Here is a 13530-nt window from a genome sequence, read left to right as displayed (position 1 = left end):
GTTCAAGGCGTTTTTTCATCTCATCTCGTACACTTTGACTTCTCCCGGTTTCAAATCGACCACGAGATTCCAATTGTCATCAAACGAATGCTCCGCATACGGCCACGAATCAGGTGAATAGACCATCTCCGCAAAACGACTCGCATTCCAATTTCGACGTCTCACCCCATCAAGCGTGACAACTCCTCGTAGCGCATCTACCATGTTCGTATTCGCTACGATGAGCAACGTATCATTCGTTTCCGGTCGTAACCAAGCGAATCCAATGAACGGGGCGAACGGCTCATTTAAAACGAGCGGTTCAAAGTGATTCGGATCCACGAGCACATCTAACCATCGACGTCGAATTTCAGCCACTTGATGCATCACTTCAATCATTTCATCCCGTTCTGGATGATCCCAATGAAACTGATACGCATCAAAAAACGCAAGCTTGCCAAAATAAGGATCCGTCGGGAAGAGTTGATACGCCTCTTCCGGTCGACAATCGAGTCCAGTGTTCATCGGTTGTGTCTCATACAATTCGAGCCCCGAGTTCGTCATCGGAACCCCATTAGGCATAAATCCGTTCAACACCGTCAACAAACGGCTTGCTTTTCGTCCGCCTTCCCGTGTCGCGAGTCGTCGCGTATCTGCCGTTTCACCTGCTGCAAATACCGGAAGAGGTAAAAAGCGTGAATCGTATAAGAATTGATGGGTTTCATGCGTCTTGAATCGCGGTTCTTTATAAAAACCATATCCGATAATCATATTATAGCCAGCGTCCTTCGCCGCCCAGGCTCCGGACTCGATGAGTTCTTCAGCGATAAAGCTGAAATTCGAATCGATGGCACGCGGTTGTTCCAAAATTCGTTGTGCTAAATCGACCGGAAGGGCATGACCCATATCAATACGCGCTCCATCTATACCGTATTCCCGTTGATAGTGAGGAATGATATCAGCGAGCATCTCCCAAAGGGGTTCATTGATCTCATTTCCTCGGAATTGATTGGATTTGATCGAGTCAAACAGGATATAAGGTGCAATGTTCGCATCGTTCACATAAGGTGCCGCTGCAAGCGGATGGTCTAAGAAAAGTCGGAAATAGGTTACGTCTGACCATGGTGGTTGCGGGTCATTGATACAATCCGAGAAAGCAGGTGCAGTTGTCAAGCCGAACTCTCGTTCAATCATCGCCAATACGTTTTCTTCTGGATGCTCGAGCAACGTGTTACGAACACGATCCCACTTCTCCGCATCAATCAAGTTCGGTGCCATGGAAAACCGTCGCAAGTGTTGCCATACGTCTTCTGAGTTATACACCATCGGCAAGAAAGCAAATTCCGGTTTGACGTTCTCCCCAATGCCCGGAACATATGGCGGATGATAGTAATCGACTTCCGTCAAGGGAATCCAGTAAAACCATTCCGGGTTTTCTAAGATGAGACGGTTATCTCGGGCACACGTCCGCGGGATGACATCGATGACGACACGAATCCCTACCATGTGACAGGCCTCCACGAATGCGGCAAATTCTTCTTCGACCGTCATCTCGTCACCAGTTAACGTTTCCTTCAACTCTTCATCGATTGCGAAAAAGTCTTGCACGGCATAAGGAGAACCGAATTCACCCTTCTTGTTTTTATGGCTGTGTTGCGAAATCGGCAAGAGGAATAATGTATCGATCCCCATATAGAGAAGATGTGGAATCAATGCAAGCGCTTTCAAAAAAGTGCCTGTGTCTTTCATTCCCACTGAATTCTCCCTTTCAACGTAACCCGACCCGTCATGGTCCCATGAGGTCGATGTACGAACTTGCATGGAGTAGACCGATGCCCGTTTGATCCAATCCCCCCCGGTTTGTAAATGTCCGTCTGCAAGCGCAATGGAAGTACGATAGTCGCGACTTTCATGTGCATACGGGAAAATCGTTTTTTCAATCGTTTCCAACAAGAAATCATATGGATTGACACGTTCCACCCCATCTCGAACCGGCTCGGAATGGAAACGCATACGATTCCAAAGACTCGGAATCTCATAGGTAAGATTGGTTCGCTTGTTTCGTAAAACCTGGCACAGCTTGTGTAACGTCGAGTTCTCTGACATATTGACTCTCCTTATGCATCTAATTGTCTTCTCTCATCAAGAGACACTACTCTTAATGATTATACATTTCCCCGTTTTTTCCTTTTTCAAAAAAATATTTTCTGTCGTTTTTTACAAAATCATGTACGATGTAGAAGAAAGGAGGGTCACGATGTCACAACGAAAATGGATTTTATTATGGATCAGTTTATCAATCTTATCTATTTCGATTATTTTTATTTTTATTTTTCAATTGAAAGAAACAAATGAGCGTCTCGAAACCATTCAAGGCGAACAACTCGACTCCTATGAATCGATTGAAGACGTGATGTATTATAACGTCGAACGGGCAAATGCCATCCGTGGATTACTCGCATATGAAGACCGACACTTTTTAGAGATGTACTATAGCATGTCTCGACAAGCCAAAGACCTTAAACAATCCATCATCGATGACCCGGACACACCGAGCTCTGTCCTCGATTTACTCGAACGAGATGCCATTTGGGAAAAGGAAGCCGACCGCGTTCTCGTCATCTATGAAGAAGGCGACTTAGTGAAAGCGACGGCTGTCGCAGAAACGATGACAGAACTTCGGCAAACGATTTTAGAAGATTTACGGTCTCTCAAACAAATGCAATACAAAGACATTCATAAAGAGTTGATTGCGGCAGAGAATCAAGTATCTTTCTTGACACAAGTCCTTTTCACCATCACTTTTTTACTTCTTGCTATTATTGTCATCCTCACCTTTATGTTGTTGCGCATTAAAACGCATCACGACAGAATCGAATAAAAAAAGAAGTGTCTCAGGTACAAAACCGAGACACTTCTTTCATGATGTCATACGAAGTAACCGCGTCGCGTTCGCGATGGCAAGAAGCGCCACTCCCACGTCCGCAAATACCGCTTCCCACATCGTTGCGATGCCGAACAATCCTAAAAGCATGACAAGTGCTTTGATTCCAAAGGCAAGGAAAATATTTTGCCAGACGACGCGCTTCGTTCGTTTGCCTAGCTCAATGGCCCGAATGACATCTGTTGGCGCATCATGCATCAATACCACGTCCGCCGCCGTGACTGCTGTATCGCTTCCAACGCCACCCATGACGAGACCGACGTCTGCCCGGGCCAAAGCCGCCGCATCATTCATACCATCCCCGACAAAAGCAACTTTACGCGTTCCGACCATCCGTTCGATTGCCTCCACTTTCTCGTGCGGAAGCAACTCCCCTCGTACTTCATCCAATCCGAGTTGCTTGCCAATTTTTGTAGCGACTTCTCGACGATCTCCAGATAGCATGACCGTCTGGATTCCGATTCGTTTCAATTGTTCGATTGCAGCCATCGCATCCGGCTTTACCGTATCCATCAGTTCGATTCGTCCAAGCCAACGATTATTCTTCATCACGTGTACATTCGTCCCGATTGATGAATCTTCAATCACTTGACCTAACCGTTCCATGTAACGGGCACTCCCTACATACACCTCATCGTCACCATCTCGTGCACGGAGACCATATCCCGGCTCCTCTTGAATCGAATCAAACGATTGAACCTCCCCGGCACGACGGACGATTGCTTGCGCAAGAGGATGATTGGATGCTTGTTCGACACGGGCAGCTAACCGTAACAGTTCATCGCTAGTGATGCCGTCTGTCGTCACGATATCGGTCACTTCAAATCGCCCGGTCGTCAATGTTCCTGTTTTATCGAAGACCACTGCATCCACTTCAGTCAATGTATCAAGGAACTCGCCACCCTTTACAAGAATCCCTTGTTTCGATCCAGAACCGATCCCCCCGAAATAACCTAACGGGATTGAAATCACAAGTGCACAAGGGCAACTGATGACGAGAAAAATCAAGGCCCGGTAAATCCATTCATTCAAGTCCCCTACAAACAAGGGTGGAACGAATGCGACAAGTGTCGCCATGACTACCACAATCGGTGTATAGACTTTTGCCAAGCGCGTGATCATTTGTTCCGTTTTTGCTTTCTTTCCATTCGCCTCTTCGACGAGAGCAATCATTTTTTGAAGGCTTGATTCAGCCGCGAGCTTTGTCGTTTCAACTATGAGACGCCCTTCGATATTGACCATACCTGCCAACACTTCCTCGCCCGCGCTAACTTGCCTTGGAACGGATTCACCAGTCAATGACGACGTATTTAAAGAGCTCGCTCCACTCACGACGAATCCGTCCATCGGGACTAGTTCTCCTGAACGAATGACGAGGTGTGACCCGACCGTTACTTCTTCCGGCAATCGTTCCATTTCCTGACCCGCCTCGAGTACACGCGCTCTGGTCGGTTTCATATTCAACAAGGACTGAATCGATTTTCGGGAGGCGCGTACCGCCCGTCCTTGCACGTATTCACCGAGCTGATAAAACAGCATGACTGCTACCGCTTCCGGGTATTCTGAAATGGCGAATGCCCCGATTGTCGCAATGGTCATTAAAAATTTCTCGTCAAACCATTCCCGGTTCCATACGTTCCGGACCGCACCGTATACGACGTCGTAGCCAGCAAGTGAATATGCCGCAATGAATCCTAAAGTCGAATCTGTCCAAATGGCCATCGAAAAAATAAGAGCGGCTGTGAGAAATCTCCAAAGCGTCCAATCTCGTCCTTCGGTTTGATCATCATCTTGTTTTACAAACTTCGCTCCCGGTTCAATCCGCCCCATCGTCTGCTCAATTGACTGAAGCATCTTGTCACGGTTCGACGGGTCCACCCATTCAATCACCATACGACTCGTCGCAAAATCAATTTGACAAGATGCGACTTCTTCACGTTTCGATACATCTCGCTCAATCTTAGCTGCACAATTCGTACAGGTAATACCGGACACAGGTAGTACGTCTCGATTTCTCATCATATCCCCCTAACATTCAAACGTTTATTTGAATATATCGTAACGTGAATTTTAATCGAAGACAAGTACCAAAAAAATGACCGCCCCTCGAATGGAGACGGTCATTGAACTTAAACGTCTTTTTGTTCTTCACTGTGTGTCAATGCAATTTCAACGAGCTGTCTCACATGCTCATCATCCAATGAATAATAAACGACTTTCCCTTCTTTACGATACTTTACCAACCCTTGTTCGAGTAATGTCCGTAAATGGTGAGATGCGGTCGCGTTAGAGTGACCGATAACGGCCGCCACATCGCATACACATAGTTCATGTTCGAGCGTCAACACATACAGCACTTTTAGACGGGTCGGATCAGCGAACGCTTTAAACAAACGACTGACTCGAGGCGCATCTAATTGCGCCAAGGCGGTTTGTAGCGTTGGAACGTCCTCTGATTGAATTCCAATCGTTTCACACTGTGGCACTTTCATTTTTTTCACCTCGTCTTTTGATGTGTATAGTGTAGCAAAAAATCCTGAATATATCTGTTATATATTATGGTTGACTTAATGTCATCTGTTATAATACAATCATGACAACAACCAATACTGTGACACATCTACGAAGGAGGCATTTTCATATGAATGAATGGGCGAGCCGACTCGAATCATCTGTCGAGTTTTATCAAAAACTACCGGACAAAACGTGCCAGGAATGCGGGAAGCATATGGATGAACAGTGCGAGTCATACGAAACGACTTGTGCTTCATGTACCGAGAAGCTTCAACTTGCAGAATAAAACAACGCCCCTTCGAGATGGAAGGGGCGTTGTTTTAGATTGACCAGCCGATATAAGCAGCCAGTATTCCAAACAGATATGTCGCAAGGAGATAAAGTCCGAATCGAATCCAGTCTTTTGTCGCAAACCGCATCAATTCAAGTTTCAAAGTCGAAAACGTCGTAAACGACCCTAAAAATCCAATCCCTAAAAAGAGAAGGAGCGACGGATGGCTCGTGTGGGCATATAAATACCCAAGAGCAAACGAACCCGACACATTGACGAATAATGTTGCAAATGGAAAGGTGGAATCAGACCACCGTTTCATCAGTTGACCGATAGCAAAACGACACATCGCACCAAAAAAGGCACCTGTCGCAATCCACATGATTGTCACTCTATTTCACCTCACCTTTTCGTCTCACGCCGACACGATAACCAAGCCATGAGCTCCCGAGTCCAAGCGTGATACTCAAAAAGACGTATAGAAGCGCCAACCCTATCCGACTTTCGTCTAATAATCGAATCGTTTCAACGCTAAACGTGGAGAATGTAGTGAAGGAACCAATCATTCCAGTCCCCACAATCGTGACGAATTGAGGAGAAAGTTTACCCGTTCGAAGAAACATGTGAGTCAACCACCCTAATAAAAAACTACCGCTGAGATTGATGAGCAATGTCGAAACCGGGAATGCGCTCGGTCCAATCGAATCGATCATCATACCAAGGCCATAGCGTGCCAAAGCACCGACCGCCCCTGCCAATCCGACATATATGTAAATCATCCAACTCCTCCTCCACGAAAAAGACACCTGCTAGGCAGGTGTCGATTGAACTGACTTCATTATACCAAGCTGACGCTTCTTACGAAATAGCTGCGGGAGCCAATACGGCTTCGATTGCTTCGAATGCTTGGTCGAGTTCTTCTTTCGTGATCACAAGCGGTGGTGCCAATCGAATCACGGTTTCATGTGTTTCTTTACAGAGAAGTCCCCGCTCTTTTAGCGCCTCACAATAAGGACGAGCCGACTCCGTCAACTCAATGCCGATAAAGAGTCCACGTCCGCGAACGTCACGAATCATCGGATTGTCGATCGACTTCAAGCGATCCATGAAGTACGTCCCGAGTTCTAGCGAACGTTCCGGTAGGTTTTCTTCTTCTAACACTTCAAGAGCCGCGACGGAGACAGCCGAAGCAAGCGGGTTTCCACCAAACGTCGACCCGTGCGAGCCTGGGTTGAAGACCGAAAGAATCTCCTGATCAGCTGCAACACATGAGATTGGGAAGACTCCGCCTCCGAGTGCTTTTCCGAGAATATACATATCCGGTGTGACGTCTTCCCACTCGATGGCAAACCACTTTCCAGAACGACCAAGTCCAGACTGAATTTCATCTGCGACGAAGAGGACATTATGTTCTTTACAGAGCTCAGATGCCCGCTTCAAATAACCAGCCGGCGGAATGATGATTCCAGCTTCCCCTTGAATCGGTTCAACGATGAACGCAGCTGTATTCTCTGTGATCGCCGCTTCGAACGCGTCGATATCACCGTATGGCACAACTTTGAACCCTGGCAATAATGGTCCGAATCCACGCTGATATTCCGCTTCTGTCGACATCGACACAGCAGCCATCGTCCGTCCATGGAAGTTTCCTGAGCAGACGATGATTTCCGCTTGTCCCGGAATGCCCTTCACGTCATATGCCCAACGACGTGCTGTCTTCACGGCCGTCTCGACCGCTTCTGCACCCGTGTTCATCGGTAACACCATCTGTTTCTTTGTAAGCGTTACCACTTTGTCGTAAAAACGTCCGAGTTGATCGTTATAAAAGGCGCGCGACGTCAACGTGATCTTATCCGCTTGATCTTTAAGCGCTTGGATGATCTTTGGATGACAGTGTCCCTGATTGACAGCAGAGTATGCACTTAACATATCCATGTAGCGATTCCCCTCAGGATCGGTTACCCAAATCCCTTTCGCCTCCGAAATAACAATCGGTAGTGGATGATAGTTATGTGCCCCGAACTTCTCTGTCAATTCAATCACATCATGTGTTTTTGACATATTGTTTCCCCCTTATTCAAAACTATCTTACTCTTTCAGTATATGACGTCCCTCTTTCTTTTGACAATGACGAACTTAAGCATTCCTTGAATTGGCAAAATCAGGTACACTGACATTAGAATATGCATTTAGCATGACAGATTGGAGGAAATGATGTGGCTTCATTGCGTGATTTACCAGTAGATGAATTCATCGATGCTTTATCTGTTCCGTGTTGTTATATTTCTCAAGATGGTACGGTCCTATTATGGAATACGCATGCCGAAGTTTTATTCGGCTGGGAACGTGACGAAGTCCTCCATCAACCGCTGCCGATCGTCCGGCAATTAGATCATGCTCTCGAAACATGGTCTCCGCTCCTCCTTCAATATCCATTCTCGACAACGGCGATGACGCCGTTTCAACATAAAGATGGCTCCGTCATCTATGCGACTGCCTACCTGCAATCTTTTTCGCTCGAAGGGATCTATGGTTATTTTTTAGCGTTTCTCCCAAAAGGATTTGGACCGCTCATCAGTACAGAACAGTTCAATCTACTTCATCATTTTCAAGAGATGATCAAACAGTCCACACATTACTTGGCGACAAATGCGAAAGGCGAGATTGTAGACATCAATCCTTCGTTATGCCGTCTACTCGATGCGACGGAGCAACAGCTAATCGGACGCGAATGGTTCGAACTCATTCATGATTCAAGTGAACAAGACGGGATTTCGCGTAACGTTTTAAAATCACTGGCGACCAATCGGATTTGGAACGGTGAGATGCCGATCTCCTGTAAGCAACATGAGTCAGAGCCGTGTTGGCTTAACTTGACCGTCGTACCGATTGTTAGTGAGAAGAATGAAGTGATTCAATATACCGCATTCGGATTTGATGTCTCGGAAAAGAAGCGTCTTGAAAAAGAAGTCCAGTTCCTCGCTTATCAAAATGAGTTGACCGGACTTTATAATAAAAAAGGGTTTTTACGTCGCTACGACTCAATCCTTCGACAAATCGATGAGCGAGAAGGTCTCCTTCATATTGCCTTGTTTGATATCGACCGCTTCAAAATTATCAATGAGTCATTCGGGTCTCGCGTTGGGAACGAACTTCTCATCCAAATCAAAGAGCGCGCACTGCATCTCATTCCGGAGTCCGCTCTTTTATTCCATCCTACGGGCGGACTGTTCGGTGTCATGTTCTTCGAGGAATCGAAAGAAGAAGTGTTCCAAGTACTCCGACATCTGCAACACGAACTGCAACGTCCGTTCCGGATTTACCATCACTCCATCATGGTATCGATTTCGATCGGATGCGTATTTTATCCGTCTTCGACAAGTTCACTCGAGGAACTGTATACACGTGCTGAAAGTGCCCTCTTCAAAGGGAAACAGATCGGCGTCGGTACGATTCAATTTGTGACAAAAGATATGGATGCCGCTTTCTCGAGACAAATCCATATTGAGAAGGCGATGTACCGAGCCCTTGAAGAAAAGCATTTTTATCTTGAGTATCAACCAAAGTTTGAACTCGCCACAGACCGGCTCATCGGTTTTGAGGCACTCCTTCGTTGGCATCACGACGAACTGGGACAAATTCCGCCTTCAGAGTTCATTCCGCTCGCGGAAGAGATGGCACTCATCGTTCCCATCAACAACTGGGTCATCTTAGAGGCAACGAAACAACTGAAAGCCTGGAAAACCGAGTTCGATCAACCGCTCTCGATGGCAATCAACATTTCGCCTAATCAATTCCGAAGCGACAGTTTTTTGAATACGTTACGAAACATCAAGCAACAACTCCAGCTCGACCCGGCAGACGTCATTTTGGAGATCACGGAAAGTCTTGTCATGCAACAAACTGATGAAATCATCGAACGCATGGAACAAATCAAGCGCTTGAACTATCGACTGTCGATTGACGATTTCGGAACAGGCTTCTCGTCCTTGCAGTATTTGAAGTCCTTCCCGGTCGATGAACTCAAAATCGATAAAGTCTTTCTCGATGATTGGATGGCGTCCAAATCTCATCTCCTCGATGTCATCGTCCATCTTGGGAAGAGTTTAAATCTCCACGTCGTCGCAGAGGGAGTCGAAGATGAAGAGATGTTGGCACACTTAAAGTCGACAGATTGCGATTCTTTCCAGGGCTATTTATATGCGAGACCTGCTTCACCAAGTGTAATCGAACAATTACTCCGATCATCAAAAAACTCACCGAACGCTTGAGGCGCCGGTGAGTTTTCTTATAGGGCGATTGTGGCTGTCCAAAGCCCATAAATGCCATAGGTCGCACATAATAGAATAATCAAGGCAATCAACGACTGGGTACGGGTCAAAAATGGTCGTCCTTGTTCCCGTTCGGCCAAAAGAAAGACGAAGATGCCGGGTGCATATAGAATCATCGCAATCAAGACATACTCGACTCCCGAAGCATAGAGCAACCAGGCGGCGTATAGCGAGGCAATCCCGGAAACGACCATCATTCGTAGCGACGTCGTCCGCTTCGCCTCCATCCATCCATAGAGTGCCGAGAATAGATAAGGAACGAGTGCTGCGATTCCGGCGATGCTTGAAAGCACGAGATACGTCTGTTCTGAAAACAAGGCGATGGCCGTGACCACTTGAGTGAACGCTTGGGTGATGAATAGCGCGTTCACTGGTGTCTCGTTCGCATTCAAACGGTGAAATACTTTCGGAAACACCCCATCCCGGCTCGCCACGTACGAAATCTCCGTCGCTAAAATCGTCCAGCCGAGCAATGCGCCTGTTAATGATACGAGCAGTCCGATGTTAATCAATGTTGCGCCGAACGGGCCGACGACCGCTTCTAACACATATGCCATCGACGGTTCAGGCAACGCAGCGAGTTGCTCCTGTGTCATGACACCAAACGAGAAGATGGAAATCATCATGTAAATCACTAACGTCCCAATCAGGCCAATGACCGTGGCACGTCCGACATCTTTTTTGTGACGTGCACGCGATGACAATACGACCGCTCCCTCGATCCCGACAAATGCCCAGAGTGTGACGAGCATCGTCGACTTCACTTGTGGAAACACATCCGCCCAAACAAACCCTGTTTCTCCCCAAAAATCGACTTGGAACGTATCCATTTTAAACGCGAATAGGATCAACACGATGAACAAGATAATCGGGACGAGTTTCGCAATCGTTGTCACGATATTGAGAAGTGCCGCTTCACGCATCCCACGTGAAATGAGCCAAAATAAGCCCCAAATCAAAACGACACTCACGAACAAGCGAAACAGTCGGTGTTCTGCTGAGAATATAGGAAAAAAATAAGCCAATGTACTGAAAATCAATGTGATATTGGCTACCGTCCCAATCCAAGCCGACATCCAGTACCCCCATCCGCTGTTGAATCCCACAAACTTCCCGAAACCTTCACGGGCATAGGCGTAAATTCCGCCTTCTAGCTCTGGTCGCGTGTTTGCTAAAAACTGAAACACGAAGGCGAGCATAATCATGCCGACACCCGTAATCCCCCATCCAATTAAAACTGGTCCGACCCCTGCCCCTTGTGCCATTGCACCAGGCAGGTTAAACGCACCTCCACCAATCATGGTCCCGACGACCATTGCCGCAAGACCGAAAAAGCCGATTCCGGCTGAATGTTGTTTCAAGTTAACGCCTCCACTACTATCCTATCTGTACGAATAACTATACAAAAATATTGTATAATCATTCGTTGATTTTTCTATTCTACTTCCTGAAAGGATTGATGAATAGTCATTCTAAATAAGTTTATATTTTCGGATAATTTGAAAAATTCCATTGCATATTCATGTCAGATGTAGTTTAATTACAACATATTCTAAATTATCAGAATTTTCGGGAGGTTGTATGATGCGTAACAAAAAATGGTTAGCGTTATCGGGGGTCGCATTATTGGCGACGGCTGCTTGTAGCACAGGAGATGACTCATCAAGTTCAGAAGGTTCATCTTCGAGCGATGCGAAAAAAGAAATCACAATGGTATCGGCGACGGACTTGCCGCAGCTCGATCCGACACTGACAACAGACTCGACATCGATCATCGTGACAAACAACGTGTTCGAAGGATTGTATCGTCTAGATGAGAACAACCAACCGACACCGGGGATTGCCGAAGATGTCGAAGTATCTGAGGATGGACTTACATACACGTTCAAGTTACGTGACGCAAACTGGTCAGACGGTTCTCCAATCACAGCTGAAGACTTCGTTTACTCTTGGAAACGTGCCCTCAATCCTGAAACAGGTGCGGAGTATGCCTATATTCTTCAAGACTTGAAAAACGCGAACAAAATCCTTGCGGGTGAAATGTCGCTCGACGACCTCGGCGCAAAAGCGATTGACGAAAAAACGCTTGAAGTACAATTGGAAGCACCAGCTCCTTATTTCTTAGGTTTGACTGGATTCCCAACGTATATGCCGCAAAAACAAGAGTACGTCGAAGAGCAAGGCGAAGAGTTCGCAACATCTGTCGACAAGACACTCTATAACGGACCTTACGTCTTGAGCGAGTGGCAAGACAATGCAGGATGGGTTTACAAGAAGAACCCTGAATATTGGGATGCTGAAAACGTCAAGATGGACACGATCAACGTCAAAGTCGTAAAAGACGTATCGACTGGGGTCAACTTGTTCGAGTCGGGTGAAGCGGACTACACGCTCCTCTCTTCTGAATTCGTTCCGCAATTCGAAGACAGCGACGAGTTCAAAACGCGTGCCGATGCTCGAATCAACTTCCTTCGTTTCAACCAAAAGAACGAAGCGCTCCAAAACGTCAACATCCGTGAAGCACTTGCGAAAGGATTCGACAAACAGAGTGTGACAGATGTCATCTTAACAGATGGATCGCAACCGGCGAACTATATCGTAGCGAAAGACTTCACGTTCACAGAAGACGGAGCTGACTTCCGTGAGAAGTATCCAGACCTCCTCAACTACAACGTAGATGAAGCAAAAGCCGCGTGGGAAAAAGGATTAGAAGAATTAGGTGTTGAAACAATCGAACTCGAGTTCCTCTCACGTGACGAAGAAGCGTTCAAGAAAGTGAACGAGTTCATCAAAGGCGAACTTGAGAAGAACTTGCCTGGTTTGACACTTAACATCAAACAGCAACCGTTCAAAAACTTCCTTGATCTTGAAGGGAAAGGCGAATATGACGTTTCTGCAGCTGGTTGGGGCCCTGACTATCAGGATCCGATGACATACCTCGACATGTGGGTCACAGACGGACCGTTTAACCGTATGGAGTACTCGAATGACGAATACGATCAGTTGATTCAATCTGCGAAGAAAGAAGCCGATCAGATGAAACGTTGGGAAGCAATGCAAGAAGCAGAACGCATCCTTCTCGAAGAAGACTTTGCCATCGCTCCGATTTATCAAAAAGGTGAGGCATACTTAGAGCGTTCAAACATCGAGAACATGTACCGTCACCCGTTCGGTGCCGATGCAAGTTTCAAGTGGCTTGACGTGAAATAATGATTGTAACCTCCTTGATTCCTACATGGACCAGGGAGGTTTTTCTGTCGTGAAAGTCTCTCTATAAAGAGTTTGACACTGCGGTTCACCTTATTAGCTGTCACGATCTGCATCATGAATGTATCTGGATTGGATGACAAGCACATCTACTTCGCCTCCATTTTGATTGCTCGAGACACCTTGGTTTTCTTTGTACGTCATTCATCTTCATTACCACAGCCTATCACTGTACATCATAGTTTCCTTTTGGTTCATTCTCGGTAAACTACTCGACCGTCTCA

General features: G+C 46.5%; 11 protein-coding genes. 4 read left to right on the top strand and 7 right to left on the bottom strand.

The features are described 5' to 3' along the window. Positions 1–15: 15 nt before the first annotated feature. Positions 16–2085, bottom strand: coding sequence for an alpha-amylase (locus IRJ25_RS12515; RefSeq protein WP_264093201.1), 2070 nt, complete (start codon positions 2083–2085; stop codon positions 16–18). A gap of 151 nt (positions 2086–2236) precedes the next feature. Between IRJ25_RS12515 and IRJ25_RS12510 the strand changes: the two genes are divergently transcribed. Further along, positions 2237–2860 carry a hypothetical protein gene (locus IRJ25_RS12510; protein ID WP_078146294.1) on the top strand — a complete coding sequence of 208 codons (624 nt, stop codon included), beginning with the start codon at positions 2237–2239 and terminating at the stop codon, positions 2858–2860. A gap of 39 nt (positions 2861–2899) precedes the next feature. Here IRJ25_RS12510 and IRJ25_RS12505 read toward each other — a convergent pair whose 3' ends face one another. Together IRJ25_RS12505 and IRJ25_RS12500 are read right to left on the bottom strand one after the other, a co-directional pair. After that, positions 2900–4942: a heavy metal translocating P-type ATPase gene (locus IRJ25_RS12505; RefSeq protein WP_269318399.1), complete on the bottom strand. Its 2043-nt coding sequence runs from the start codon at positions 4940–4942 to the stop codon at positions 2900–2902. A 110-nt stretch (positions 4943–5052) separates the two neighbouring features. After that, positions 5053–5415 (bottom strand): ArsR/SmtB family transcription factor, encoded by a 363-nt coding sequence (locus tag IRJ25_RS12500; protein ID WP_015880762.1) that lies wholly within the window; start codon positions 5413–5415, stop codon positions 5053–5055. Positions 5416–5564: 149 nt separating this feature from the next. On the opposite strand from IRJ25_RS12500, the gene yhfH reads away from it, so the two are divergent. Then, a complete protein-coding gene (gene yhfH, locus IRJ25_RS12495) occupies positions 5565–5723 on the top strand; it encodes a protein YhfH (protein WP_015880761.1) in 159 nt (52 codons plus the stop codon). 34 nt (positions 5724–5757) lie between these two features. On the opposite strand, the gene IRJ25_RS12490 is transcribed toward yhfH, so the two are convergent. The 3 genes from IRJ25_RS12490 to IRJ25_RS12480 all read right to left on the bottom strand — a co-directional run bounded on the left by IRJ25_RS12490 (position 5758) and on the right by IRJ25_RS12480 (position 7769). Further along, complete coding sequence (locus IRJ25_RS12490) at positions 5758–6090, bottom strand: fluoride efflux transporter FluC (RefSeq protein WP_078147891.1); 333 nt, start codon at positions 6088–6090, stop codon at positions 5758–5760. Positions 6091–6100: 10 nt separating this feature from the next. Beyond that, positions 6101–6487 (bottom strand): fluoride efflux transporter CrcB, encoded by a 387-nt coding sequence (gene crcB, locus IRJ25_RS12485; RefSeq protein ID WP_078146292.1) that lies wholly within the window; start codon positions 6485–6487, stop codon positions 6101–6103. A gap of 79 nt (positions 6488–6566) precedes the next feature. Then, entirely contained in the window at positions 6567–7769 is a 1203-nt protein-coding gene (locus IRJ25_RS12480) for an ornithine--oxo-acid transaminase (RefSeq protein ID WP_015880758.1), read from the bottom strand. Between the two features lie 155 nt (positions 7770–7924). On the opposite strand from IRJ25_RS12480, the gene IRJ25_RS12475 reads away from it, so the two are divergent. Beyond that, positions 7925–9979: a sensor domain-containing protein gene (locus IRJ25_RS12475; RefSeq protein WP_269318397.1), complete on the top strand. Its 2055-nt coding sequence runs from the start codon at positions 7925–7927 to the stop codon at positions 9977–9979. Positions 9980–9996: 17 nt separating this feature from the next. Here the strand turns inward: IRJ25_RS12475 and IRJ25_RS12470 are convergent, their stop codons facing one another. Continuing rightward, positions 9997–11400, bottom strand: coding sequence for a basic amino acid/polyamine antiporter (locus IRJ25_RS12470; RefSeq protein WP_269318396.1), 1404 nt, complete (start codon positions 11398–11400; stop codon positions 9997–9999). A gap of 223 nt (positions 11401–11623) precedes the next feature. Here IRJ25_RS12470 and IRJ25_RS12465 point away from each other — a divergent pair, with 223 nt between their 5' ends. Next, positions 11624–13249: a peptide ABC transporter substrate-binding protein gene (locus IRJ25_RS12465; RefSeq protein ID WP_159563514.1), complete on the top strand. Its 1626-nt coding sequence runs from the start codon at positions 11624–11626 to the stop codon at positions 13247–13249. The last annotated feature ends 281 nt before the right edge of the window (positions 13250–13530 follow it).

It is taken from the genome of Exiguobacterium sp. KJ 601, assembly GCF_027161185.1.
In the GTDB taxonomy this organism is placed as follows: domain Bacteria; phylum Bacillota; class Bacilli; order Exiguobacteriales; family Exiguobacteriaceae; genus Exiguobacterium; species Exiguobacterium profundum.
Note: the sequence above shows the minus strand (reverse complement) of the source record. Positions and strands in the feature narration are given on the sequence as shown.